Raw genomic sequence first — 26,491 nt, forward strand, 5'->3', positions numbered from 1 at the left:
ATGTGGATATCATTTGATGAATTACCAGAATCTGCGCGTGTTTGGATCTATCAGGCAAACCGAGAAATAGATGCTTCTACTGAATTAGAGATTCTGAAGTCCCTTCAGGATTTCATTCAGGATTGGGCGGCTCATGGCAGCCCCCTGCGGGGATCTGCACGTGTTTATCATAAAAGGTTTGTTGTAGTTGGCCTGGATGAGAGTTACAATGCAGTATCAGGGTGTTCTACGGATGCCTCGGTTAATGCCATTAAGGCGATTGGAGCCGTACACCAAATAGACTTTTTTGATCGGACCCAACTGGCGTTTTTAATGGATGGCCAGATCAAAGTATATCCCCTGGCAAACGTTCGCAACAAGGAGGTTCCGGGAGATATTTCCCCTGATACTATTACGTTTAATAATTTAATTCAGGTGAAAGCTGATCTGGATAATGCATGGAAACAACCGGTTCGTGAAACCTGGTTGGCAAGATATGTTTCCTGACAATAGCACCGAAAATGTTTCGTTATGTAATTATTACCTATTTGTGCTAAATTTTCTTACTGAGATCTTTATCTTTAATTTATGACAATTGTCCGCTTCATCCTGATTTTATCCGCCGGCATCTTCGTTACGTCCTGTGGTATTGAAAAGAAGGCTGCCAAATCTTTCAACCTGGGGCAGTACCAGAGTTCAATCGATTTGTATGGACAAATGCTCGAAAAAAACCCTCAGGATGGCACGGCAAACTTTTTTGTTGCGGAGTCTTATCGTCTCTCCAACAGGTTAGCTGATGCTAAACCCTACTACGAAAAGGCATTGGAACAGGGGGTAAACAACGATTCCATACGAATGAATTACGCGTTTTCCCTAAAGGCCAATCAGGAATATGACAAGGCTCGCCAGGAAATGAATACTTACATTGCCGGCGCCGGCAATGAATTCTACAAGGCACGCGCCGAAGAAGAATTAGCCCACCTCCAGAATATTGATGAGATTCGATCCAAGGAAAGCTATTATCGGGTGAAGGCGCTGGAAGAGATCAATTCCCCTGCAGCTGAATACTCCCCGGTTTATAATGATGGGGAGCTTTATTTTACTTCTAACAGGCTTGATAATAAAATCTATAAGGCAACGGGTACCCCTTTCACAAGTATTTATAAAGTTAAAACACAGGGGGCGATCGTAGATATGAATACGCTTGAGCAATTAGGCGGCGTAATAAATTCTGTCGATGTAAACGAAGGTTCCGTAACTTTTAGTCCGGACGGCAAAACAATGGTTTATGCCAAGGGAAATTCTGGGAAAAAGAAGGGAACAGCCGATGTGAATTTATATATCACACGGAATCGAAACGGTGAATGGACCGAGCCGCGGATGCTCAATATTAACAATGACGGATACTGGGATTCTTCCCCTGCATTTTCACAGGATGGACGGACGCTTTATTTCGCTTCAAACCGTCCTGGCGGATATGGCGGTACAGATTTGTATTCTGCCAAAATGAATTCAAGGGGTCGTTTTTACAATGTGAAAAATATGGGCCCCGATATTAATACGACGGGCAATGAAATGTTTCCGTACGTTTCTGAGGATGGGGCATTATATTTTTCCAGTGACGGCCACCCCGGTTTTGGAGCGCTTGATCTCTTTGTAGCCCGCAGACAAAACGGGAAGACAACGATTGAAAATCTTGGGGAGCCGATGAATTCAGCAGCAGATGATTTCGGGTTTTTTCTTTTCCGTGCAGATCGTGGATTCTTTACATCGAACAGGGAAGGTGGAATGGGCGATGACGATATCTATACCTTCGTCAACAGAGATCCTGATCTGAAAATTCTGAACTATTTCCTTCGGGGTGTTACAATGACGCCGGGTGAAGGTGATGAGCTTAAAATTCTTACCCGTGTGCAGGTGCGATTGCTGGATGCCAATGGCGAACAGCTCGATGAAGATATTACGCAGGATGACGGCAGGTTTGAGTTCAGGATCTATGAAAATGAAAATTACAACCTCGTCGCTGAACGCCAGGGAGGAGATGAACAATACCTGATTACGCGTTCACCCTATTCAACTTTTGGCAAGTCTGTTCGGAAAGACACCTTATCGCAGCTCGTAACTAATATTTACTACGACACCACGATTGTTCTTGAACGAATTGAAAAGGATAAGATCTTCGTATTGGAAAACATCTATTACGATCTCGATAAGTCGGATATTCGCGACGATGCCGCACTTGAACTCGATAAGCTGGTTACAATTTTAACCGATAACCCCGAGTTGAAGATTGAATTGAGTTCACATACTGATGATCGAAACTCAGACGATTACAACATGGCACTTTCCGAGCGCAGAGCTCAGTCGGCCGTTCGCTATCTCGTGTCCCAGGGCATCGATCCCACGCGGCTCGTGGCCAAAGGATATGGAGAATCCAAATTGCTTATTCAAAATGCCCAGACCGAGGAAGAACACCAGGTTAACCGGCGAACTGAATTCAAAATCCTTGAAATCGGAAAGATCAAGCCTCCGCCAACCTCTGAATTTGATGAAGATCGTTTCTTCGATGATGAGGGTGACGATAGCGGTAATTGATTCAAATTCCCTATTAATCGTTTATTCTTTTTAATTTTGTGCGTATGAATGACCGGTACGCACAACGTGGGGTTTCAGCTTCCAAGGAAGATGTCCATAATGCCATAAAGAATATTGAAAAAGGCCTCTTCCCCAGGGCATTTTGCAAAATCGTTCCAGATTATCTGGGGAACGACAAAGCCTATTGCAATATCATGCACGCAGACGGTGCCGGAACTAAGTCATCACTTGCCTACATGTACTGGAAAGAAACCGGGGACCTGAGTGTCTGGAAAGGCATTGCTCAGGATGCGGTGATCATGAATATAGATGATCTTCTCTGTGTCGGTGCAATTGATGACATCCTGTTGTCTTCTACCATTGGCCGCAATAAACACCTCATTCCCGGGGAAGTAATTGCAGCCATCATAAACGGAACCGAGGAAGTATTGGAAATGCTCCGCGATTCCGGCGTGAATGTGCGAAGCACCGGTGGTGAAACAGCGGATGTTGGGGATTTGGTGCGGACGATAATTGTAGACAGTACCGTAACGGCCAGGATGAAACGGTCGGATGTAATTGATAACGCCAATATAAAGGCTGGAAATGTTATTGTCGGACTATCATCAAGTGGCCAGGCTACCTATGAAGATTCCTACAATGGCGGAATGGGAAGCAACGGCCTTACTTCGGCCAGGCATGATGTGTTCGCATCGGAATATGCAGACAAATACCCTGAATCGTTTGATCCTGCGGTTCCTTCCGATTTATGTTATACGGGCAGGTATCACCTTACAGATGAGGTGCCGGGAGTTCCCGTAAATATTGGTAAGCTCGTACTCTCGCCGACCCGTACTTATGCCCCCGTCGTTGTGGAGGCATTGAAACATTTCAGGGATCATATTGACGGGATGGTCCATTGCAGTGGAGGAGCACAAACCAAGGTGCTGCATTTCATAGAGAATTTGCACGTAATTAAGGACGATCTTTTTGAGATACCGCCGCTATTCCGTATTATTCAGGAGCAAAGCGGAACGGGCTGGAAAGAAATGTACCAGGTTTTTAACATGGGACATCGGTTGGAATTATATGTGGACCCCTCTGTGGCGCAGGAACTCATTGAACTTTCAGCCACCTTTAATATCGACGCGAAAATTGTCGGACGCGTTTCCGATGCTGCGCAACGAAAAGTAACGATCATAAGTGAAAAAGGTGAATTTGAGTATATTCAGTAGTTTAATCAAAGGCATTATTTGCGGTAGCAAGAACCATGATTATTGTCGTGAATGGTTCGGCGCATTTTCCGGAACTTGTAATTCCCTTATACCTACCAATTATAACCTGCTATGACCCATCCGCATCTAAAAAAGATCATAATCATTTGCCTGCTGTTAGTCATGAGCATTACCGGAATGGAGGTAAAGGCCCAGTCTAAATTGCTGATCACGGATGTAAAAATTGCCCGTGGTGACGGAAAGTATGAAAATTACTCCGACAAGGTGGCAAATATGGCATCCGATATTCCCGTTACCATCATGTTGTACAGGGAAAATGATGTGAGTTATTATGCATGCTTTCTTTATACCCAGCGGGGAAAGAAATTGAAACTCAAAGTGCAGGATTATGTATTGTACGGTGAATCAAGAGTGAATACCAAAAAGCAGGTAATCCGCCAGCGTATGGGAAGTAAGTTTGAAACAGAACGCATGATGGGTGTTACGGAAGAAGAAGTGATTTATAATAAAGACCTCGGAAATAAATTGCGAATAATTTATCGGTTTGAATTACTGTACTGATCCTCTCTGCTTTAAATGAGATTGCGGATTTGTCGTTCGTGATGTTGAAAGTGGGATTGGAAAAAGTCCATGGTTTGAAGGATATTAATCGGTCCGGACCGGGGATGCTTCATAATACTGCGGTTAACCTGATCTGGCTGAATCCCGCTCATTACCTTTTCAAGCTCCGTCCGTAAATCATTATATTCCAATTTCAGAATATTATAGTCGGGGATATCCGGAATTTCTGATACGACAGAAGGGGCTTTGAATTTTAGCGGTGACCGGAGCGCCAGTGTAAGTAGCCATGAACGGTAGGTTTGACGAAAACTCGTTTTGGGTAATGTATCAATCACCTGGATTTTTCGGGAAAGGTATCCGATACTCAACTGCTCAGACAATTTGACGTGATACAGAATTTGAACAGGACTCCATTTTTCCGGGGAATGTTTTTGAATCAAAATGGACGATTCGGTCTTGTCCATATCCGTAAGAAGGTTTTGGAGTGAATCATTCAGCTGATTCAATTTCTTTTGTAATTCGGGTACCATATCAGTTAAAGATACCAATTTTGTATAGACCAAAAACTTAAGGCAATGGCACTTACTGAATTAAGAAATAAAAAGATTGCCCTTGTTTTATCAAGCGGTGGTGCACGTGGAGTAGCACATATCGGCGTAATAGAAGGTTTGCTTGAACTCGGATGTGAAATTTCTTCCATCGCCGGAAGTTCCATGGGTGCAGTTGTTGGTGCCGTATATGCTGCCGGAAAATTGCCAGAATTCAAGGAATGGATCACCAATCTTGACCGGATTGATGTTTTCAGGCTCATGGACTTTACCCTGAGCGGGCAGGGGTTTGTACGCGGAGAAAAAGTTTTCAACGAAATGGCTGCGTTCATGGGAGAACGTAATATTGAAGATTTGCCCATACCGTTTGCTGCCGTGGCTACAGATATCACTAACAGGCGTGAAGTTGTTTTTAAGAAAGGCAACCTGTACCAGGCGCTGCGGGCATCGGCGGCGATTCCTTCAGTCGTGAAACCGGTTTGGGTGAATGGCAATCAGCACGTGGATGGCGGTGTAATGAACCCCATTCCCATTCAGCATATTGCCCGATTTCAGGATGATCTTCTCGTTGTATCTGATGTGAACGCCGATCTTCCGGTATCGCCGGCCATGCGGCGCGAAGCAACCAATGAAAATCGCAGGTGGGCCTCTTTCCTTGAAAACTGGAAGATCTCAAAAGACGGAGAATCAAAGGATAAAGAGACAGATAAAGCCCTGTCCTATTTTGATCTGGTTGCCCGGTCTGTCGATTTGATGCAGGACCGGATCTCAGATTTTATCATACAAACCATGAAGCCGGACCTTGTCATCAGGATTTCGCGTTACACCTGTTCAACATTCGAATTTCACCGGTCTGAATCATTAATTAAGTGCGGCCGGCAACAACTTTTAAGTACATTGGAAAATGACATACCAGGAACTGAATAATGAACTTGGCAATATGGATCTGTATCTTCTTGATCAGGTCCTCAAAGGGAGTTTTGCCGGAAAGAAAAAACTACTCGATGCCGGTTGTGGAGAAGGCAGGAACAGCCGCTACTTCATTCAAAACGGATATGAAGTGAATGGGCTGGACATCGACCCCATGGCAGTAAAATTTGCCCGGATGACGTTTCAGAAATTCTCAAACGTAACCTTCAGAGAAGGCACCTTAACAGATTTGCCATATCCTGATCAGTACTTTGATGGTTGCATATGTTCGGCCGTACTGCATTTCGCGGAAAACCGTGATATGTTTACCCAAATGTGGAATGAACTGTACCGGGTATTGAAAACAGGAGGCATATTGTTTGTGAGAATGTCGGCCACAATTGGATTGGGTGATAACAGGGATGCCCGATTTCTGTATTCCTTAACACAGGACGATCTTGATATGATCTCGGAAAAATATGAATGGGCGGAACCCTTTAAAACAGTGCTTGTACATGACCGTTCGATGTCTGTACTGGTATTAAAGCGCAAGGCTTAAAGCATCTGTACCCAGTGCCGTCCGGATTCTATCCGTGCCGGTATCATCCCCAGGAATTCTCCATCAGCCTCGATACCAACACTTTCTTTGGAGCTCACCAGAATTGTTCGGCAAAAGTAATATTTAACACCCGGGTGGTCGATGTGCTCCCCTTTTCGGATGCGCGGCAGGTAGCGCAGATAATCAAGGATACTCACATCTCCGATCACCACCAGCTGAAAGGTTCCGGAGAATGGGTCTGCTTCCGGGGCAATACACATACCACTGCCGAAATATTTTCCATTGGCAATCACCAGTGCACGGATTTTCTGCTGATAAGTAACGTCGTCCTGTTCAATGGTTACCATCTTGTTACGGTAACGTAAAAAAGTCTGAAGGATCGCTTTCATGAAAGTAATGTTCGGCCCCATCCACTTGGAGCTTTCATTAACCATCCTTACCACATCGGCGCCCATCCCAAGGTCGGCAATGTTGATGAAGAATCTTTCCGTACCGTGGTCTCCTGAAATGATTTTACCCACAAAGACCTGACGGGGTGTTCCTCCTAATCTTGGAAGAATTTCATCAGTACTTGCCGGAGCTGTGAATGTCTTGCTCCAGTCATTGGCGGTTCCTCCGGGATAATAAAGCAAGGGCGTGGCAGGTTTAGCGGATGTAAGAATACCGTTCACCACCTCATTCAGTGTGCCGTCACCACCTGCGGCGATTAGGTGTGTTGTTCCGTTGGCAATAGCATTCTTTGTGAGCTCTATGGCATGGCCGCTAAAGCGTGTATCCACAATTCGGATATCATACGCGGCCGAATTTCTTTCCGCCCACGCCTCAAGCAACTTCTTTTTCTGATGCTTACTATTGCGTATTACTGTTATACGTAGAGGAACTGGTTGCATTTGAAGAAGAGGATAACCATTTTGTTGAATTATTGAGATGAAATTGTCGCGGATGGCTTAAATCCTTCCCGAATATAAGCAGTTGAAATGGATGTTGTAAAGAACAGATGTAAGTTGAGGCGTTACCTTATGTTTTTGGGTCTTGTAATCATCCTTTCCGGGTGCGCAAAGGAACATTTTGAAGGTACTGAACAACGGAGGAGTTACCGAATTCATCTGCCTTCGGGTTACGCCGATAACGGAGAGGAACTGCCGGTTCTTATTGTTTTGCACGGAAATCCATCGAATGGCTGGCAGATGATGCTTTGGACGGGTATGAATAAGACTGCCGACGAATACGGATTTGTTGTTGTATATCCCGACGCTACGAATAAGAAATGGCCCATTATCCCGGAAAATAATGTAACGGAAATCAGTGATATGAAGCGGCTCGTTGACGAGATTACCAGGCGTTATCGGGTTGATTCCGACCGGTTTTTTCTTGCGGGAATTTCGGGTGGTGGAATTTTCAGTTTTCAGGTCATGAAGGAACTGCCGGGGCTGTTTGCCGGCTTTGCGGTTGTATCGGGAAACCTGCCCCGTTCATATGATAACGAAGATTTTCAGAGTGCGCCTTTTTTATATATTCATGGTACCGCTGATTATCTGTATCCGGGTCGGGTGGAATTGCTTTCTGCCGATGATACTTTGATGAAATGGTTATCCGTAAATAACTGCGATCCCACGCCCATGATTACGGAACTACCCGATACGAATGAACGGGATGAATCAACGGTGAGTAGGTTAACCTATAATGGTGATCCCGGAAACGGAGTTATTTTCTATCGTGTAAATGGCGGAGGTCATCAATGGCCCGGAGCAGTCTTCAATGCGAATACGTTTCATGGGAATCCACTTGGGCCTTTGAATAAAGATCTCAGTGCCAATGAAGCTATATGGCGATTCATGGAACGAAATTTTCCAGCAACAGCAAATAATTGATTCATAGAAATTTGCTGAAGAAGAATTGTTATTTTCAAGGTATACATGGTTCGGTTAGAGAATGTATCTAAATATTACGCTGATTTTTTAGCGGTTGACGGTGTTACGCTGGAAATAAGGGAGGGAGAAACTGTTGCCCTGATAGGATCCAGCGGAAGTGGCAAAACGACCATCCTGAAGTGTATAAATGCCCTGATCACGCGGTCTTCAGGGGAAATTAGTGTTTTTGACAAACCTCTGGATGAATGGGACCCCGTTGAACTTAGAAGGAAAATGGGGTATGTAATCCAGGATGTAGGTTTGTTTCCCCACTATACCATCGAGAAAAACATCAGCCTCATTCCGGAACTTCTGGGATGGGAGCATTCAGATATACAAACCCGTGTTGATATTCTGCTCGAACGGATTCACATTCCCGGTTCAATGAAAAAGCGATATCCCTCGGCCTTAAGCGGCGGTCAAAAGCAGCGGGTTGGGCTTGCTAGAGCCCTGGCGGCAGACCCTCCGATCATTTTAATGGATGAACCTTTCGGTGCGCTGGACCCGATAATAAGGGCAGATATGCAGCGTGAGTTTCTGGCTTTGGAAGGCCTTCAGGGGAAATCAATCGTCCTGGTTACCCACGATATGAATGAAGCAGCAATTCTGGCCGACAGGATATGCCTGCTCGACAAGGGGGTTATTCAGCAAACGGGTACGTTGAAAGAATTACTCTTCAAACCAGCTAATGAATTTGTTCAGCGGTTTCTTGATCCACAGCGGGATTCACTTGAAATGAGGGCAGTTCGGATAAAAGACATTATGCCATTTATTCCGCAGGAATTGAGAAGCCGTATTCTAATTACTGAAGCCTCCGTCGCGGATGTTCCATCCGAACTGATCCCGGAAATCCGGAAATATTATTTCATCAACCGTGATTCTATTTTGGTGAATTTCAGAACTGACGAAATCTAATGGAGTTCATAACCTTTATATCCGCGCATTTGGATGAACTTCAGGAACAGGTTCTTGAACACCTTTGGCTTACTCTTTTTTCAGTCACCCTTGCAGTACTCGCAGGCCTGCTGCTGGGAATTCTGATCGCACGGAATAAGAAAATGGCCGGGCCAGTAATGGCAGTTGTGAACGCCGTTCAGACCATACCCAGTATCGCCCTGCTGGGTGTATTGCTTCCTCTTTTCGGAATAGGAGTAGTGCCAGCCATCATTGCCCTGTTCCTTTATGCATTGCTACCCATTGTGCGCAACACATATACCGGTATTCAGGGAATCGATAAAGCAGTTACTGAATCTGCATTGGGAATGGGATTGTCAAACAATCAACTGCTATTTCGGGTTGAGATCCCTTTGGCAATGCCCGTAATCTTTGCAGGCATCCGGACGGCCTTTGTCATCAACGTAGGATTAGCCACACTTTGTGCCCTGATTGCCGCAGGCGGATTGGGTGAATTTATTTTCCGTGGTTTGGGTACTAATAATCCGACAATGATACTGGCAGGTGCGATTCCCGCATCAATCATGGCACTTTTCTTTGACGCAATTCTGGGTTATACCCAGCGCCACATTCGTTCATTTTTCAAGCCCATGATTGTCATATATGTATTTTCAATGATCGCTTTGGCAAGCTGGTATTTTAATTGGTTCCAACCGGAAAATCCGAAGCTTCGGGCCGGGTTTCCGTCGGAATTTATCGAACGTGGCGATGGATATCGCGGACTGGCTGAAACCTACGGCCTTTCGCTTGAGGTAAATGAATTATCCATCGGGCTTATGTATCAGGCCCTGAAGGAAGGAAGCGTGGATGTTATCAGCGGATTTTCCACCGACGGGAGGATCATTGCCTTCGACCTGAAAATTCTCGAGGATGACAGACAGTACTTTCCTCCCTACCATGCTGCTCCGTTGATCCGAAATGAATCAATGCTAAAATATCCCGGGATGAAGGAGGCGCTCGACCAGCTTGAAGATCTCATTTCAGACACAGAAATGGCGGCGATGAATTTTGAGATTGATGAACGTAAAAGACCGATATCTGAAGTCGCCAGGGAATTTCTTGATCAAAAGGGATTACGTACGGAGGTGCAGCATGAAACCAAAGGAGTAATTCAAATTGGCTCAAAGGACTTCACAGAGAGTTATGTGCTGGCTCATTTGTTTAAAATTGTGATCGAGAATTATACCGGCTATACCGCAGAACTGCGCCTGGGTTTTGGCAGTACGAAACTTCTTTTTGATGCGGCGAATCGCGGAGATATTGACCTGTATCCTGAATACACCGGAACAGGCCTGCTGGTGATCCTGCCCCGGGATGCTGCAGAAACGGAAGATCTTCGCTATGAAAAAGACGAAGTTTATCAATTTGTCATGCGCGAATTCAACGAACGCTATGACATGACCTGGGGTAAACCGCTTGGATTCAATAATACATTCGCGCTCATGATGAGACGTGAAATGGCCGAAAGGCTGAAAATTACATCAATTTCTGATCTTGCCGGGGAGGAATGATTATTTGCAGTACGTCTGCAGTGTTTCTTCCATGCCTTCAGCACCCAGCTCAATGGCCGTATTTAAATCCAGACAGCCTTCGTTGTTTTTGCCTTGTTTAATTCGGGCAAGTCCGCGCTGAACATAGGTCTCGGGATCATTGGGATAGAGTTCTATACTGGTGGTATAATCCTCTTCTGCCCCTTTGTAGTTTTCGAGTTCAGCTTTAGATAACCCACGATTATCGTAGTATACCGGGTTCTCAGGGTCCAGTTCGATAGCCCGGTTATAATCAGCAATAGCCTTGTCATGCTCTTTTAAATGATAATAGGCAACCCCTCTCAGGTTATAAGTTTCCGGATCTTCTTCGAAGAGTTCGATCGATTTTGTGAAATCCTCCACGGCTCCTGCATAATCTTCCTGTGACCCGCGTGCCAGTGCCCGGTTCTCAAATTTCACAGGATCTGTATCATCCAGGCTGATCGCCTTGTCATAGTCCTTCATGGCCTCCCGGATGTTTCCGATGTTGTAGTAAGCAACCCCCCTGTAACTGTATACATCAGCGTCATTCGGGTCCAGCTTGATTGACATGGAATAGTCATCTATGGCAGCTATATACTCGTCGAGCTCCGCACGTACTACTGCACGGTTGAAATATTTGTCGGCATCCTTAGGATCCAGTTCGATTGCCCGTGAAAAATCAAAATTTGCCGAGCCGAGATCCCCAAGGTTGTAGTTTGCGAAGCCTCTTCCGCTATATGCTTCAGGGTTTTCGGGATCCAGCTCAATCGCTTTGTTATAGTCCTCAAGGGCACCATAATCATCACCCAGATTGAACTTGGCATCAGCCCTGTTTACATATGCTTCAGCATAAGTACTGTCGATTTCGATGGCCGAATTGTAATCACCCACTGCACCGTAAAAATTTGCAAGCGCATTCTTCGCTTCCCCGCGCAGGGAATATGCTTCCTTACTGGATGGATTGGTTTCCAGGTAGGAGGTGAAAATGGCGATTGCATCCTCAAACCGCTCCTCATCAAGGGCCTGTTGCCCCTTTTGCAGCGGGCTGGTCTGTGCAAACAACACAGTTGTCGATGCCAGGATTAAAAAAATGACCCGGCTCAAGGTCAAGGCAATTTTATTCGGTATTTTCATGATTCTAAATATAGTGTTTTTGTCACATTCAAAGAACCTCCATATCCTTCGTAAATGATGCATAACCTTTCAAAACATGTTAACGTAAGAAAAAGAATATGAATTATAAGCAAATTCTACCCTTCCTGCTGTGTATTGTCGGTATTACCGATATGGCATGCGCCCAGAATGATGATAAAAAAATGGACTGGGAGGATTACGATCCCCCATCGACACTGGTCGTCCCTGAAAATGAAACCACACGTGCAAAATTCCCTTTTATAGATGTTCACAATCATCAGTTCAATATGCCAAACCAGGACCTCAATCAACTGGTGAGTGAAATGGATGCGCTGAACATGGCGGTCATGGTTAATCTGAGCGGTCGCGGACGAGGGTCGGAAGAACATCTTCGCGGTAGCCTGGAGAATGTAAAAAAGACAGCTGCCAACCGGTTTATCGTATTTACCAATATCGATCTGAATGGTATTGATGATCCTGACTGGACTGAAAGGACCGTAAAACAGATAGAAAATGACGTAGCAATGGGGGCAAACGGACTAAAGATTTACAAGAGTCAGGGAATGTCCAACAATGACAGCAAGGGAAACAGAGTCAAAATTAACGACCCGCGTATAGATCCGGTCTGGGCGAAGTGCGGTGAGCTTGGCATTCCTGTTCTCATTCATGCCGCAGACCCAAAATCGTTCTGGGATCCCCATGATGAAAATAATGAACGCTGGCTGGAGCTGAAACTTCGACCGAACAGGAAAAGAAGTGATACGGATCCCGCTCCATGGGAAACAATCATTGCCGAGCAGCATGACATTTTCAGGAAACATCCGGAAACAAAGTTTATCAATGCCCATTTGGGCTGGTACGGCAATGATCTTGCGAAGCTGGCTGAACTTATGGAGAAATATCCAAACATGTATTCAGAAATCGGTGCCGTGATTGCTGAACTGGGCCGGCAACCGCGGATGGCAAAAGAATTTTTAACCAAATACCAGGACCGGGTGATGTTCGGGAAAGATGCATATAATCCCGAGGAATATTATACATATTTCCGTGTGCTGGAAACAGCAGATGAATATTTTCCCTACTATAAAAGGTATCATGCATTCTGGAGAATGTACGGACTGGATCTTAGTGATGAGGTATTGAAGAAGCTATACTATAAGAATGCCCTCCAGGTTATTCCCAATATCGATACGTCACTTTTTCCTGAATAGCGGGATGGCATGATTAATGAAGATATCACTCTATGAAGAATTTTTTGCTGGTAATTATTTTGATCTCAGGGCTTGCTTCGTGCAAGGGGCCTGAGGAGGCTCCCGAATTTAAATATGTGGAGAATGTGAGGGTTACGAATGTGACTGATAAGGAGGCATATCTAAATGCGGATGCTGTATTTTATAATCCCAATGAACAGGGCATGACCTTGCGGGGCATAGATGTTGACCTGTTTATTGAAGGACGTGAAGTGGGGAGAATCGAACAATCAAATAAAATCAAGATCCCCGCTTCATCTGATTTTAAAATTCCGCTGGATGCAACATTCCGGATTGGTGATGTTGGTGTGTTGAATACTGTTTTGGGAATGCTGGGCGGAAAGAAACTGTCAGTACGTTATATGGGATATATTAAAGTAACCATGAACGGGTTGCCCGTTCGGGTTCCGGTAGATTATGAAAGCGAGGTAAGACTTCGCTGATTAAAGAATAATGGTGCAGACTACCCGTCTGTTCAAAGCCCGTCCTTCATTCGTGGAGTTAGCCGTCATGGGTCTGCGCTCATCAAAAAAGACAATCTTAAGTTTCTCTTCAGGAACGCCCAGGGTGCGAAGTGCATTTGCTACACTGCTCGAACGGTTACGCGACAGGACCCTGTTATATTCAACGGAACCATAAGAATCTGTGTGTCCTGCAATCTCGATCACCGCTTCCGGGTGATTCTGCCATGCCCGATAAACATTTCTCACGTGAATAACCGCTTCAGCATTCAGGTCATGCTTGTCAAAATCAAAGTTGATCATTTGAATTTTGAGTATTTCCGGTTCATCGACAGGTTTAACTTCACTTGTGGTTGTTGGAACAATTGCGACATCCCGGGGGATGGTGAGATCAAAACCTTCAAAATGCTTGTCGAGGCGGACGATCTGATTTCCGCTGCTGCTGAAAGAGCTGCCTTCCAGGAATACACCACTATCCAGTATCCCATCCGCTACATCAGCGATCGCCATTTTGATGTGATATTTTTCATTGGGAATAACGGGCTGGTTCACCTCAAGAACTGTGGTGAATCCATCATACTGAATGTTGTAAGGCGGCAGCTGCTCCTCCTCCATATAGTGATCATTTCGTACTACCTTTCTGTTCCTCACATCCCAGACGAATGGATCTGTCGTGTTGAAATAGGTATTATCTATGTAGTACTTTTGATTTCTTGAATTATTAACCGTATTCACAGTTATAGGGGTCTTGCCATCCGGAAGTTTGGCAAGGTTAATCTTTTTTCCATCCGGGCCGACCAGGAAGAATCCAAACACGTCATTAAATTTTGAACCGACATATTCCAGGTATTCTTCCGAAGAAAAGACAAACCGGAAAGATAGGTTTTCTGAGGCCGTTACAAAGTCAAATTCAAGAACTGCGGCATCGTGCGTCTTTCCACGGGCAATATCATTCAGGTCTTCATCGCCCGGATAATTGCTGGCCCACCCGGTTCTTGGTGATTGATTGGGTCCCATGGTAAACAGGGCATTTCCTGAAGTCAATACGATTCCTGTATCGATCCCAATGGGTTTTTGGGGATCCATATATAGTCCAATTGCGTGCCTGGGGCCCGTATACTGAACGTTTCCAACTAAAACTCCATTCCCCACCAGAATCTGTTTGACGAGGTACTCAGCGCTTCTGGTGGTATCGATCGTGGTTTGTCCGAAAGCCTGCAGGGAGGCAACAAACAGGATCAGTATAGCTGAATACAACTTAATCACCTTGTGCATGAAACCATTCTTTTGGATATAAATCGCAGGTTCACACACCTGTTTAGTATAGTGAAATTAAGCTAAATAATGTTAATTTTCAAGGATTTTATTGACAATTACGGGTTGATCATTCTTTTCAACCGGATGATTCTTCTATATGATTCATCGATTCTGTCCTCGCTGAGGGTTCCGTTTTCAACCAGTTTCCGAATTATATCATGGACTGCATCCACAGTTCGCTCTTCACTGTCCTGAATATTATTAGAGAATATGAGAATATCAAGGCCTGCCTCAATACCCAGCTGAACTGCTTTTTCAAGGCCATAATGAAGAGTTATTGCCTTCATCTGCATGTCATCGGAGTAAACCACGCCGTCATATCCGATCTTTTCACGAAGAACACCGGTCAATATAGGCTTTGAAAGGGTTCCGGGAAGCCCCGCAGGATCAAGTTTTTTATTGATAATATGAGAGGACATTACACCATCGATCAACCCCCGATCATTTAATATCCGGTACGGGGTCAACTCATCTTCCAGCCAGGTATTGGTTACATCAGCCATGCCGTTATGTGTATCTTCCTTGGAGCTTCCGTGACCAGGAAAATGTTTTAGTGCCGTTGCAATATGATTTTTACGATGAGCTCTGATCACCTCTTCAGCATAACGGGCAACTGTTGCTCCGTCATCCGAATATGCGCGGTCAACACCCGCTATAATGGGATTGTCGGGGTTAATAGCCAGATCCACAACTGGGGCAAAGTTTACGTTGAAGCCCATTGCGGAAAGGGTGCCTGCGGTTAATTCTGCGTAGAATCTTGTACTATCCAGCGGTTGGGTGCCCAGGTATTCAGCCGTAACACTTTTAGGGAATCCATATTTGGTCTTCATACGGTTTACGCGTCCTCCCTCCTGATCAATAGCGATAAGTAATGGAACAGAAGTATTGGATTGCATTTTCCAGATCATTTCCTTCATGTTCAGCAGTGTGCGCCTGGCAGTGAAGTTCTTTTCAAAGAAAATGACCCCTCCTACCTTCCCGGCATTGATTTCCTTCATTACAGGATCATCATTTGTGATACTCGTTCCGGGGTAGCCTATCATCAGCATTTGACCGATTTTAATATCAAGGCTGTCCCGGTCCTGGGCTAATAACGGACTCAAGATGAATGGACACAATAAAAGCAGGATCAGTTTTTTCATAATATCAGTAGTTGTCGTGTATTGCTGTCAAAATCCGTTCCATTTCTCTTTTTACCGGAGTGGAATAGCCTGGATAATTATTATGCAGCATGCTAAAAATTAAAAGTTTGCCCTTTTTGGTAATCAGGAAACCGCTCAGTGAATTATTGTTGCTAAGTGTACCTGTTTTACCAAAAATGAATGGTGGGTCCGTCTGGTAATAGTATTTCAGTGTGCCATTTCCCCCGCCGGAGGCGATCATTGGAAATAATCTGTCCTTGCCAAATTGAGTATATAATTGTTTCCAGAGCCAGACAATGGAGCGTGGTGTGAACAGGTTGAATCTTGATAGTCCGGATCCATCGACCCACTGGGGTTTATCGGGCATTCCGGCGAAATATAGTTTCTCCGCGGCTCTGATTCCGGTTTCGGCGTCCAGTGTATCCGTTAAAAGCAGTCCGTTCATCGCCATGAGCTGTTCCGCGATAAAATTATCGCTGTTTTGCATCATGATGGTGAGAGCACTATCTGTAGGGATGCTATAAATGGTTTTCAGTTCGTTTTTGGATGGCCGCTCCAATTGCATGGGGTTAACCTTCCGTTTGAGTGTATCCGTAAGCAGACGCGCAACCAGCTCAGTTGAATATTTAAAGGGTATGGAAAACACTTCATTGCTGCGGTTTCTACCGGGAAAGAAGGTCGTGCGGTTAGATTCATAGTCACGAACCATCTCCGGTTGATCGAGGGTATCACCCAGCCAGATATACCGTTTGAAAAATTCCTGAGGTGAATCAAGGAGCCCGCTTACACTGTCGAGGCTAAAAGTAAAGCGGTTTCCGTAAATAGGAAAAGGAGTTCTTTCAACAGAATATGCATAATTATAATCGTCCCATGACCACCCCGGCCCAAATCGCTCAATACGTACCCTCTCTTCTGCATAAACGAGCGTCTCTGTGCGGCCTGATAAAAATTCAATCACGTGGCTTGCCGGCAAATCGTCATAATAAAGAGAAGGATCGCCTGTCGCCCAGAAAAAGAGGGAATCCTGGTGCGTGGTGTACTGTATTCCCGGCAAAGAGTCTCCCAGTGTATTCAGACTGGTATAGAGAGTAAAGATTTTGGTGTTTGATGCAGGAGTAAAGTATCGATCACCGTTGTAGGACATGATCATTTTATCGGTTTCAGGATCATAGAGGGCAAAACCGGTATGATTTTGAAATTTATTCTGAAGTGCCTTCAGGTCTTTTTCGATTGGCCCTTTCCGGATTGATGAACAGGAGAAGTGAAAAAATACAATAGCGCCAAAAAGTAACAGGTTCTTCATGATCGGGAAAATACGAAACCGGGGTTATTTAGGAAAGTATTTTTCTTCAAGAACTTTTTTGTGATGAAGTTCATGTCCGGCAATGATTTCTCCGATGGTACGTACCGTCATGGATATTCCGCTTGCCTCCCCTCTTCGATTGAGCGCGTCGCTATCAAAACTTTTGAACAGGGAAATGGTGCTGTCACGTACGCTTTTCATTTCGGCAATCAGCATTTCCAACGTTCGCTTATCATTCCCATAAAATTGTGCATAGCTGTTTTCATCAAATCCAGGCAGTGGAGTATGGTCTTTCCGGGCAAAACGCAGTGCACGATAACTGAAAATTCGTTCCGAATCGATCAGGTGCATGATCACCTCCCGTGCTGCCCATTTATCCGGGGCATATCGGAAATCGGCTTCTTCCGGAGACCAGGAATTCACCATGGCCCTCATGTCCCGTCCATTCTCTTCCAATAATGAAAGAAGTCCCACATCAGAAACAAGATCGACATAGCGTGAATAAAACGGAGGTAAAACGGGGTGTGTTGTTTTCATAGTTTAAAAATACAAAAAATGGCGCCGATTAAAGCGCCATTTCAAATTATGCTGATTTCCATTTTATGGAACATCCAATAGCCTTGGTTTTGGTCTCCGGAGGGTTCTCCCCTTTGAGGATCGCATTTACAGCATCCTGAACATACTTTTTGTTGGCATCCGCTGCACTGCGGGTATTGTTGTCAATCGCGCCGATATACGAAACCCGGAAAGTCCCCGATTCATTTTTAAGTACAAAGACATGTGGCGTATTGGTTGCTCCAAAGGCTCGCGTAACGTTTTGCTCGATATCCTGAACATACGGATGCTTATAATCATGCTTCTTCGCATATGCTGCCATGGCCTCAAATGAGTCGCCTGGTTGCTTCACCGGATCATTCGGATTAATGGCAAGAACCGGAAAGCCCCTGGAGGCGTACATGGCATGCAGTTCTTTGATCCGTTCCCTGTATGCCTGTGAATATGGACAGGTATTGCAGTCGAATATGAGGATTAGTCCCTTTTCGTCGGTATAATCATCCAGAGAGATCATTTCTCCCGAAGTGCTTTTCAGGGTAAAAGTGTCCACGATATCCCCCACCTGATAGCCATTGGGGTTACCGGCAGCGGTAAGAAGAAATGATGCAGCAAGTGATAATAGTGTTGTTCTAAACATAGCAGATATATTTTATTGTAAAAAATCTTCAAGTATTGTGTCGAGTTCTGAAGCAGAGATCTCCCCCTCTATGAATTTGCGCTCTCCGCTAATACGATTGATTAACAGGGTTGCCGGTATGGCTCCGGACCAGGATGTATCAACCTTGTCGATCCATGTATTATAATCGATTTCATCCAGCAGGAGTACATCGCCGGTTAATTCCTTTTTCACGATGAATTCATTCACTTTCCCGATCTTTTCCACAAAATCAAGATTAATCAACAGAAGGTCCATCCGTTCCTTGTGTTGACTGAATGCCTCCTCAAAATGTGGAAGCTCCTTGATGCACGGCGCACACCAGGTTGCCCAGAAATTAATTACTGTTATATCCTTGACAGAAGAATTCATGCGTTGCTCAAATTCTTCAAAGGAAACAATCCGCGCTTCCTTCTGCGCCATGAGATCAGGCAGGGAACTGAGTAGCATTACTATAACCAGGGGGAATAGGTATTTCATAGTAGAGTTAACGTTCTTATTGAAAAGAGGTTTTATGGCACAGGATTAAAATTGTATTATTTCAAGAAATGAAATTTTGTCAGGTCCGTGTCAGGATAAGTATGTCAAATTGGTTAACATGAAGATAATATTCAATTAACGTCTTAATAACCCCTTTACATGAAAGTTTCGCTTGCCTGATTTAACCATTTTTAGTCAGAATTGGGGGTCTGATTATTATACATCTAATGACATTTTTACATTGGATATTCTAATAGCATTATACAAAACGAAGATTGCAAAAAGTCAACAAAAACTTTTCCACATTTTGAAGAAGTTATCCACACCATTTTTTAAAATATGCTTAAGTAGTTGATAATCATTGTATTATAAAAATAATATCAATTATTGGTTTTGTGGACAACTATTCGACCTGATACGGAGGGGATGGCTGGTGGACAGTGGATGCGCAATAAATTATGAAAAAATCCACTAATCCCGCTGATGTCGGATGAGTTTTTTTCGATAGGTATTAAAAATTCTGGATTTTGACAAAAACCCGATATATTCTCCGTTATCTATGACCGGAAGGTTCCATGCGTTGCTCCTTTCGAACTTAGCCATAACGGATTGCATATTTTCATGAGAGGATATTTCTTCGGGAGGACTGTGCATCAACGACTTAACCTTTGTCGTCTCGTGTTTTCCTTCATCGAACATAATGCTTCGGATATCATCAAGTGTAACCACACCAACTAATTTGTTATCATCATTAATAACCGGGAATATATTTCTCCTGGATATACGAACAAGGTCCACCAGCTCTCCGAGCGTGGCATCGGGGTGAATTTTCAACAGATCGGTTTCGATGATTTTATGCAGATCAATCTGGCTTAGGACAAGCCGGTCCTTGTCGAATTGAATGAGATCTCCGCTTTCTATGAGGTGCTTGGTATACAATGAATGTTTTTCAAAGAAGGAGGAGGTACTGTAAGCTATGGCAGAGACCAGCATGAGGGGAACAAAGAGTTCATACCCGCTGGTAATTTCTGCAATCAGGAAGATAGCTGTCAACGGCGCATACAGCACCCCGCTCATGATCCCGCACATGCCAACAAGGGTGAAGTTACTCGTACTCACATTGCCGACGGTACTTACAGAATTGATCAGGGATGCGAATAAATGTCCGGTTACCCCGCCAACGAATAAAGATGGCGCAAAAATTCCACCGCTGCCACCCGAACCTATGGTCAATGCCGATGCAACAGGTTTCACCAGGATGATCATGAAGATAAATAGCAGCAAAAACCCGCGGTTATCAAAGTTTTCGAAGAACAGCGACCCGTTCAGTATTTCGCTTTCACGACCTGCCAGCAGCAGTTTGATGGTATTGTATCCTTCCCCATACATCGGGGGAAGAATGAAAATTACAATTCCCAGAAGAATTCCTCCCGTAATGGCCCTTCCGAAATCATTGGTAATGCGTGTTACCAGGCCCTCAATCCGGTATGTGGTTCGTGTGAAATATACAGATACCAGTCCGCAAACTATTCCCAGCAAAATATAGTATGGTGCGTCGGCTGCTACAAAGCTGTCTACCAGCTTAAAGGAAAACAGAACGTCATCACCCAGGAGTGTTAGAGATATCAGTGATCCACATACCGATGCGATGAGTACCGGGATGAACATCGCGACGGTTACATCCGTAAGAATGACTTCAAGTGAAAATATTACTCCTGCGATCGGGGAGTTAAAGATAGCGGAGATGGCACCCGCAGCCCCACATCCGATGAGCAGGCTCCTTTTTTTGCTGTTGAGGTGCATCAGGCGACCTATATTTGATCCGATGGCACTGCCAGTGACTACGATTGGAGCCTCCAGCCCTACAGATCCTCCAAATCCTACCGTGATTGCACTTGTGATCATGCGCGAATACATTCTGGATCTTTTGATAATCCCGGAATTTTTTGAAATATCATAGAGTATCTGTGTGATCCCGTGGCCGATCCGCTCGCGAAGCAGGTATTTGGCAATTATAACGGTTAGCAGAATTCCGATAAGGGGAAATCCGATATACATGAAGTTCGGAAGCCGCGTGCTGAAATCACTGGTAAGCAATGATTCTATTTTGTGAACACTCGTCTTAAGTATCACTGCAGCCAATCCGGAGATGGCACCGATCACACCGCCGAGGATCAGGACAAAGTTTTTGTTATTGATATGCCGAACGCGCCATACCAGGAACTTTAACAATAACTGATCTACCTTCACTGCTTTAATTTTGAGCCACAAATGTAATCAATAGGAACCCTTATGGTTGGTAGTTAGCCAAAAACTCTGAATTAAATTAGTAAATAATCAACTTTTCAATACTTTAAGAAAAGCAGAAATAACTGCCGCATAAACTGCCCGAAAGATGCTGATTAATAACCAAATCAAGGGAATCAAGGAAACCTGTCTGTACATTCATGACCTGGATTCAGCCAAAACCTTCTATCATGATACACTTGGATTCCCGGTAATCCACCATGAACCCGGTAAACATATTTTTTTCCGTGCAGGAAGAAGTGTTTTGCTTTGCTTTAACCCCGTGGACAGTCGAACCAAAAAATCACCTCCGCCGCATTATGCCGACGGTCCGCAGCATCTGGCCTTTGAAGTAAGCCCTGCCGATTACGATCTGCTGAAAAATGAATTTCAGCAAAAGGGCATACAGATCATTGACCAACTGGTTTGGGGTTCGGGACAGGAATCATTTTATTTTAAAGATCCTGAAGGTAATGTTCTTGAAATTGTCCCCGAGGGGGTGTGGGACTAGCGCTCGAAAGCGAAATTGATAGACCTTCTTTTGGATGGTGTAGCTTTTCCGGCTTCAGAAAGATCATTTACAGGGGTGTAAATATTCTGGTACCAGTACTGGAAGTCTTTTAAAAGTATGCAATCGCTGAAAAGGGATTCATCTGTTTTTATCTTGATCAGAATATCCTCATTCAGCCAGTTAGTCATGGCTTGCTGAAGCTCATCAGGCAGATCACTCAGTCGGACAAATTCTATTCCACGATATTTTCTTCCTACTTCCATAGCGATACCATTCAGAATAAGAACGGGGTACAAATATAAGCAAATTTATCGTCACTGTGTGAACTGAATGTGAACATTGTGCTCATATTGTATGGCAGGACGATTTGCTACAAAAAATTCTAATTAAGGCGCCTGAATTTCAGGAGAAATGTATCGGGGTTTTTTGCATAGACTATCTGCTCAAAACGCTCCGGGTATTGTTTTATCGCAGGAAGCAGGTAACGCATCGTATTTCCGTAGACCTGGTCAAGTACTACATAATCAACTTGTTGTTCTTCCAGGTCCCGTATCAGCTTGTCTGGCTCATCCTCAAAGGCATAGCGCATGGTATAAGTTCCCGAATAAAGATAAAAAAGCGCCGGTTTCCCACAGCTCACAACCACGTCAGGCTTTTCATTCTTGCGGAGCCATTCGGCCATGGCGTAATAATTCTGCCATGCCGGGTGAAGCGGCAGCCGGGCCTGATCATGAAGTTCACCTAACGGGGCAACCATAAAAAGCAATGGAATGACCAGCCAGGCCGGATGGAAGTTTTTATTCGCTTGACGGAAAAACCTTGAAAAAATCGTGTAAAGCCCGAAAAACAAGCCTGTAAGAATGAGCGGAATTACCGGGATCATAAAACGAACCCCTACCCATACATCCGGCCAGAGCATCAGAATCCCAAAGGTTGACAACAGATATCCGAGGATGAGCCACCTGAATTTTGGAAGTAGGATGATTCCATATACAGTGATAGCAATGATCGCAATACCCAGAATCCAGGATCCCGTATCCCCGCTTGCTGTATAATCCGGGCGGGTTCCGGGGAATATGCTGTAGGGAATTTCAACTGATACATACCGGGAGAAATTCTCTGTAATTCGGGTTAAATAATCCCCGAAATCAGCTGTGCCCAGTTCAGGACGGTATGGATTGATCAGCTGAAGCTGACGCGCATATGAGCCTCCTCCAAGATGCTGGCTGCGCAGAAACCATGGCAATACCCCGGCAAATGAAGCAAGGGCGGTTGCACCGGCTTTACGCCAGTGTTTTTCCATCAGATAGTAAAAAACAGCACCCGCAATCAATGCTATTCCAAGGCTTCTGATATAATATGAAACGACCGCAAGTGCTATTGCGAACCAAAAATTTTTATCACGAAGGGAATCGGTGCTTCCGGATCTGGAAATAAATAACAAACAAAGGAGGGAAAAGAACATAAAGGGGACCTCAGACATCAGCAGCGAGCTGTACTGTTGAATATGAAAATTCCCCAGCATGGCTGATGCTGTAATAAATGCCAGCAGGTGTGAGGAGGATAAACGGTTTACCAGTGCGAAAAGCACCAGCACTGATCCCAGCAAGAACAGGCCATTGAGTAATTTCAGTGTTATGATATCCGACGAGAAAAGCATCACCACTCCCAGAATAGCCGGATAACCGGGTGGGTAGTGATTGTTTGGCGTTTTGTTTATCTTACTTATGTTCACATAACCTTCTCCCTGTGACAAGGCTTTTCCAAGCATATAATAGCTGGCATTATCGCCAAGCTGGGCAATCTTCGGATCGAACGTATAGTAGTAACTGCCCAGAAAAAACAGGATGAGAAGAAACGGAAGAAAAAATTTGTGCGAGGTTAGCTGCATAATAAAATCCAAAAGGTAAATATATGAATTCCTTTTTATTGAAGTGCTTACGCAAACAGACCAAGATCAGATGAAAATCAATATTATTCTATTACTACTCTTTATTATTTCTTCCTGCTCACCAGGAGATGACAAGGTAAGATCTTTAAGCGATGATTTTAAGGAATATTGGTTTGATGGACGGGCCGAGATCATATCCTTCGACCTTCAACAGGCGCGCTATGGTGAGATTCATGAGGGTCATGCCGTCATGATTTTTGTTTCTGAGCCTTTCTCCAGGGAAAAGCAAGTGAAGCTGGATAATCCTGAAGATGAGGGGATTAATGTGATGAAGTTGAATTTTATCAGAAAATTTACGACTGGAATTTATCCGTATTCGACCATGTTATCAACCTTTTGCCCCCTCACCAGCTATGGCGAAAGCAATCTGTTGAAAATGACTTTTTCCTCGCAGGAATGGTGTGGTCAGGTTTTCTCCCAGTTGAACAATCGTTCAGACGGTTTCATGCTGGAAAGCTTCTCCTATTTTGAAAAAGAAGGAGATCAGCGTCTGACCATACCTGTAACAATCACCGAGGATGAATTGTGGACGCGCATCCGGCTGAATCCAATGGAGCTTCCACAGGGAAAGATAAGCATACTGCCATCCATGATGGCCTCCCGTCTGCAGCATTTTCCCATGACGGGCCAACAGGCAACAGCATCATTTTCAAAGGATTCGTCAACAGCGGAATACCGGGTGGAATTTGAAGATGACCGTATTCTCAGGATATATTTTGAGCCGGAATTTCCGAATGCGATAACAGGCTGGGACGAAACCACCGGGGGGCTTACCACGCGGGCAAGAAAAAGAAAATCACTGAAGTTGCCCTACTGGCAATTAAATAAAAATAAGGATCAAATTTGGCGCGATTCATTAGATTTGAAGTAATATGGAATCCTTCAAACATCTCTTTCATCTGCCCGATGAAATAACTTATCTGAACTGTGCCTATATGGCGCCACTTCTTCAGTCCGTTGAAGAAGCAGGCATCGAAGCTGTGAAGAAAAGACGAAATCCTCTCGCCTTCTCTGCGGATGATTTTTTTTCTGATACCGAGAGCATCCGAAGTGAATTTGGACGCCTTATAAATGCGCCTTCCAGCCGGGTTGTGCTTGTTCCCTCTGTTTCCTATGGTATGGCCAATGTAGCCAGGAATGTTCAATGTTCACGGGGAGAAAACATCATCCTGGCCGCAGAACAGTTTCCAAGTAATTATTATCCCTGGGAACGGCTGGCAAAGGAACACGGATTGGAATTACGCCAGATATCACCAGACCCAAAGGCGGAGAATCGGGAAGCCAGCTGGAACGAGCGCTTACTCGACGCGATTGATACAAATACATGCCTGGTGGCGGTTTCCCATACCCATTGGGCCGATGGTACCCTTTTCAGGCTTCAGGATCTCAGGGCGCGTACGCGAGATGTGGGTGCCTTACTCGTGGTGGACGGGACCCAGTCTGTGGGGGCCTTACCTTTCGATGTAAGTGTTATTCAGCCAGACGCACTGGTTTGTGCGGGGTATAAATGGCTCATGGGGCCGTATGCGCTCGGACTGGCATATTACGGGCCTTATTTTGATAACGGCACCCCGGTGGAGGAGAATTGGATCAATAGAAAAAACAGTTCCGATTTTAAAGGTCTTGTTAATTATCAGAGTGAATATGAGACCGGTGCAATCCGTTTTGAAGTGGGTGAGCACAGCAATTTTAACCTGGTCCCCATGTTGCTCAAAGCACTGCGGCAGGTTAATGAATTTACCCCGCAGTATATCCAGTCATACACGGGGCAACTGATAGAATCAACCATTGCTGATCTTCGCGATTCAGGTTTTAGAATTGCTGCCGCGGGCCAAAGAGGGAATCATCTTTTTGGTATCAGAATGCGCCAAAACACAGATCATGAGCAACTCAGAAAAACGCTGGACAATGAAAAGGTTATTGTTTCATGGCGCGGAGATTCATTGCGGATTTCTCCGAATGTTTACAACACACAGGCTGACCTGGAAAAGCTGACAACGATCCTGACAGAAGCAGCCAAAATGGGGGTGTTATGAAAAAACTGATTCTTTTGGTTTTAGCGGTTTCATGTTTTTCTGGTAACGTAAATGCACAGAAAGAAAATGCTCAGGAGAAATTCATATGGGTATTTCTGAATACAAATCCGGAACGCGAAGAACTTCCCGCTGAGGAAGTAGAAGATCTTCAGCGAAGGCATCTGGAAAATATTGGTAAGCTGGCAAGCGAAGGTAAATTAATCGTTGCCGGACCGTTTAATTCCGGAGGTGGAATATTCATTTTAAAAACGGCCGACAGAGACGAAGCCAAAGGTTGGATTTTAACGGATCCAGCAATCCGTGCAAACCGGTATAAAATTGAGATGTTTGAATGGACCCCCCGAACAGGCTCTGCCTGTCAGGCATCTCCGGATGCGGCCATGGGCGAGCATACATTCGTTCGCTATGTTCCCCATATTACGAAATTCAATGTTCAGCAGTCTCCTGAATTATATCTCGAACATGATAACTATCTGAAGAAACATGTGATATCTGACAACATCCTTGCGGAAGGCATCTTTGATAATAATGACGGGGGAATATTGATATTCAAGGATGATCCCGACAGGGAGCTTATTATGTCTGATCCTACCGTTATTAACGGGATCTTCCTTCCGGAGATTAAAACCATCTGGGTTGCGGACGGATCTTTTTGTGAAAACAAGTAAGT

27 protein-coding genes are annotated in these 26,491 nt (G+C 44.6%); 15 read left to right on the forward strand and 12 right to left on the reverse strand.

The window, feature by feature from the left end:
• The 4 genes from LDX50_RS27075 (at position 1) to LDX50_RS27090 (ending at position 4,349) form a co-directional block, all read left to right on the forward strand.
• Entirely contained in the window at positions 1 to 486 is a 486-nt protein-coding gene (locus LDX50_RS27075; protein WP_225699421.1) for a hypothetical protein, read from the forward strand.
• Between the two features lie 81 nt (positions 487 to 567).
• On the forward strand, positions 568 to 2,574 hold the full coding sequence (locus LDX50_RS27080; RefSeq protein ID WP_225699422.1) for a CHU_0125 family OmpA-like outer membrane integrity protein: 2,007 nt from the start codon (positions 568 to 570) through the stop codon (positions 2,572 to 2,574).
• A 44-nt stretch (positions 2,575 to 2,618) separates the two neighbouring features.
• Entirely contained in the window at positions 2,619 to 3,788 is a 1,170-nt protein-coding gene (locus LDX50_RS27085) for an AIR synthase related protein (protein ID WP_225699423.1), read from the forward strand.
• Between the two features lie 111 nt (positions 3,789 to 3,899).
• Positions 3,900 to 4,349, forward strand: coding sequence for a hypothetical protein (locus tag LDX50_RS27090; RefSeq protein ID WP_225699424.1), 450 nt, complete (start codon positions 3,900 to 3,902; stop codon positions 4,347 to 4,349).
• A gap of 11 nt (positions 4,350 to 4,360) precedes the next feature.
• Here the strand turns inward: LDX50_RS27090 and LDX50_RS27095 are convergent, their stop codons facing one another.
• Complete coding sequence (locus LDX50_RS27095) at positions 4,361 to 4,879, reverse strand: DinB family protein (RefSeq protein ID WP_225699425.1); 519 nt, start codon at positions 4,877 to 4,879, stop codon at positions 4,361 to 4,363.
• Between the two features lie 45 nt (positions 4,880 to 4,924).
• Between LDX50_RS27095 and LDX50_RS27100 the strand changes: the two genes are divergently transcribed.
• Both LDX50_RS27100 and LDX50_RS27105 read left to right on the forward strand, forming a co-directional pair.
• Positions 4,925 to 5,824: a patatin-like phospholipase family protein gene (locus LDX50_RS27100; RefSeq protein WP_225699426.1), complete on the forward strand. Its 900-nt coding sequence runs from the start codon at positions 4,925 to 4,927 to the stop codon at positions 5,822 to 5,824.
• Positions 5,802 to 6,365 carry a class I SAM-dependent methyltransferase gene (locus LDX50_RS27105; RefSeq protein ID WP_225699427.1) on the forward strand — a complete coding sequence of 188 codons (564 nt, stop codon included), beginning with the start codon at positions 5,802 to 5,804 and terminating at the stop codon, positions 6,363 to 6,365. The genes LDX50_RS27100 and LDX50_RS27105 overlap by 23 nt, the downstream gene beginning before the upstream one ends.
• Here the strand turns inward: LDX50_RS27105 and LDX50_RS27110 are convergent.
• The gene (locus tag LDX50_RS27110; protein WP_225699428.1) at positions 6,362 to 7,255 is read right to left on the reverse strand and encodes a diacylglycerol/lipid kinase family protein; all 894 of its coding nucleotides are present in this window, start codon (positions 7,253 to 7,255) and stop codon (positions 6,362 to 6,364) included. The genes LDX50_RS27105 and LDX50_RS27110 overlap by 4 nt on opposite strands.
• 135 nt (positions 7,256 to 7,390) lie before the next feature.
• On the opposite strand from LDX50_RS27110, the gene LDX50_RS27115 reads away from it, so the two are divergent.
• The 3 genes from LDX50_RS27115 to LDX50_RS27125 are packed head-to-tail and all read left to right on the forward strand — an operon-like array spanning position 7,391 to position 10,740.
• Positions 7,391 to 8,236, forward strand: coding sequence for a CE1 family esterase (locus LDX50_RS27115; RefSeq protein ID WP_225699429.1), 846 nt, complete (start codon positions 7,391 to 7,393; stop codon positions 8,234 to 8,236).
• A gap of 45 nt (positions 8,237 to 8,281) precedes the next feature.
• Positions 8,282 to 9,190 (forward strand): ATP-binding cassette domain-containing protein, encoded by a 909-nt coding sequence (locus tag LDX50_RS27120; RefSeq protein WP_225699430.1) that lies wholly within the window; start codon positions 8,282 to 8,284, stop codon positions 9,188 to 9,190.
• Entirely contained in the window at positions 9,190 to 10,740 is a 1,551-nt protein-coding gene (locus LDX50_RS27125) for an ABC transporter permease/substrate-binding protein (RefSeq protein ID WP_225699431.1), read from the forward strand. The genes LDX50_RS27120 and LDX50_RS27125 overlap by 1 nt, the downstream gene beginning before the upstream one ends.
• On the opposite strand, the gene LDX50_RS27130 is transcribed toward LDX50_RS27125, so the two are convergent.
• Positions 10,741 to 11,874 carry a tetratricopeptide repeat protein gene (locus LDX50_RS27130; protein WP_225699432.1) on the reverse strand — a complete coding sequence of 378 codons (1,134 nt, stop codon included), beginning with the start codon at positions 11,872 to 11,874 and terminating at the stop codon, positions 10,741 to 10,743.
• 98 nt (positions 11,875 to 11,972) lie between these two features.
• Here LDX50_RS27130 and LDX50_RS27135 point away from each other — a divergent pair, with 98 nt between their 5' ends.
• Both LDX50_RS27135 and LDX50_RS27140 read left to right on the forward strand, forming a co-directional pair.
• Entirely contained in the window at positions 11,973 to 13,085 is a 1,113-nt protein-coding gene (locus LDX50_RS27135; RefSeq protein WP_420828569.1) for an amidohydrolase family protein, read from the forward strand.
• A 32-nt stretch (positions 13,086 to 13,117) separates the two neighbouring features.
• Positions 13,118 to 13,567, forward strand: coding sequence for an LEA/WHy family protein (locus LDX50_RS27140; RefSeq protein ID WP_225699433.1), 450 nt, complete (start codon positions 13,118 to 13,120; stop codon positions 13,565 to 13,567).
• Here the strand turns inward: LDX50_RS27140 and LDX50_RS27145 are convergent, their stop codons facing one another.
• The 7 genes from LDX50_RS27145 to LDX50_RS27175 form a co-directional block, all read right to left on the reverse strand.
• Entirely contained in the window at positions 13,568 to 14,860 is a 1,293-nt protein-coding gene (locus LDX50_RS27145) for an OmpA family protein (RefSeq protein ID WP_225699434.1), read from the reverse strand.
• A 98-nt stretch (positions 14,861 to 14,958) separates the two neighbouring features.
• Positions 14,959 to 16,044 (reverse strand): glycoside hydrolase family 3 protein, encoded by a 1,086-nt coding sequence (locus LDX50_RS27150; protein WP_225699435.1) that lies wholly within the window; start codon positions 16,042 to 16,044, stop codon positions 14,959 to 14,961.
• Positions 16,045 to 16,048: 4 nt separating this feature from the next.
• Entirely contained in the window at positions 16,049 to 17,347 is a 1,299-nt protein-coding gene (locus LDX50_RS27155) for a D-alanyl-D-alanine carboxypeptidase (protein WP_225699436.1), read from the reverse strand.
• 24 nt (positions 17,348 to 17,371) lie between these two features.
• Positions 17,372 to 17,884 carry a DinB family protein gene (locus tag LDX50_RS27160; protein ID WP_225699437.1) on the reverse strand — a complete coding sequence of 171 codons (513 nt, stop codon included), beginning with the start codon at positions 17,882 to 17,884 and terminating at the stop codon, positions 17,372 to 17,374.
• Between the two features lie 46 nt (positions 17,885 to 17,930).
• Entirely contained in the window at positions 17,931 to 18,539 is a 609-nt protein-coding gene (locus LDX50_RS27165) for a thioredoxin family protein (protein WP_225699438.1), read from the reverse strand.
• Between the two features lie 12 nt (positions 18,540 to 18,551).
• Positions 18,552 to 19,037 (reverse strand): TlpA family protein disulfide reductase, encoded by a 486-nt coding sequence (locus LDX50_RS27170; RefSeq protein ID WP_225699439.1) that lies wholly within the window; start codon positions 19,035 to 19,037, stop codon positions 18,552 to 18,554.
• Positions 19,038 to 19,508: 471 nt separating this feature from the next.
• The gene (locus tag LDX50_RS27175) at positions 19,509 to 21,287 is read right to left on the reverse strand and encodes a chloride channel protein (protein ID WP_225699440.1); all 1,779 of its coding nucleotides are present in this window, start codon (positions 21,285 to 21,287) and stop codon (positions 19,509 to 19,511) included.
• A gap of 145 nt (positions 21,288 to 21,432) precedes the next feature.
• Here LDX50_RS27175 and LDX50_RS27180 point away from each other — a divergent pair, with 145 nt between their 5' ends.
• Complete coding sequence (locus tag LDX50_RS27180; RefSeq protein WP_225699441.1) at positions 21,433 to 21,834, forward strand: VOC family protein; 402 nt, start codon at positions 21,433 to 21,435, stop codon at positions 21,832 to 21,834.
• Here LDX50_RS27180 and LDX50_RS27185 read toward each other — a convergent pair.
• Both LDX50_RS27185 and LDX50_RS27190 read right to left on the reverse strand, forming a co-directional pair.
• Positions 21,831 to 22,130: a hypothetical protein gene (locus LDX50_RS27185; protein ID WP_225699442.1), complete on the reverse strand. Its 300-nt coding sequence runs from the start codon at positions 22,128 to 22,130 to the stop codon at positions 21,831 to 21,833. The two genes, LDX50_RS27180 and LDX50_RS27185, sit on opposite strands and share 4 nt — an antisense overlap.
• An 86-nt stretch (positions 22,131 to 22,216) precedes the next feature.
• On the reverse strand, positions 22,217 to 23,725 hold the full coding sequence (locus LDX50_RS27190; RefSeq protein ID WP_225699443.1) for an ArnT family glycosyltransferase: 1,509 nt from the start codon (positions 23,723 to 23,725) through the stop codon (positions 22,217 to 22,219).
• 70 nt (positions 23,726 to 23,795) lie between these two features.
• On the opposite strand from LDX50_RS27190, the gene LDX50_RS27195 reads away from it, so the two are divergent.
• From LDX50_RS27195 to LDX50_RS27205, 3 genes are read left to right on the forward strand one after another with little or no spacing between them, the layout of a single operon-like run.
• A complete protein-coding gene (locus LDX50_RS27195) occupies positions 23,796 to 24,656 on the forward strand; it encodes a hypothetical protein (RefSeq protein WP_225699444.1) in 861 nt (286 codons plus the stop codon).
• A 1-nt stretch (position 24,657) separates the two neighbouring features.
• Entirely contained in the window at positions 24,658 to 25,821 is a 1,164-nt protein-coding gene (locus LDX50_RS27200) for an aminotransferase class V-fold PLP-dependent enzyme (protein ID WP_225699445.1), read from the forward strand.
• Positions 25,818 to 26,489, forward strand: a complete 672-nt coding sequence (locus tag LDX50_RS27205) for a YciI family protein (RefSeq protein ID WP_225699446.1) — start codon at positions 25,818 to 25,820, stop codon at positions 26,487 to 26,489. The genes LDX50_RS27200 and LDX50_RS27205 overlap by 4 nt, the downstream gene beginning before the upstream one ends.
• Positions 26,490 to 26,491: the final 2 nt, after the last annotated feature.

It is taken from the genome of Fulvivirga sedimenti, assembly GCF_020328055.1.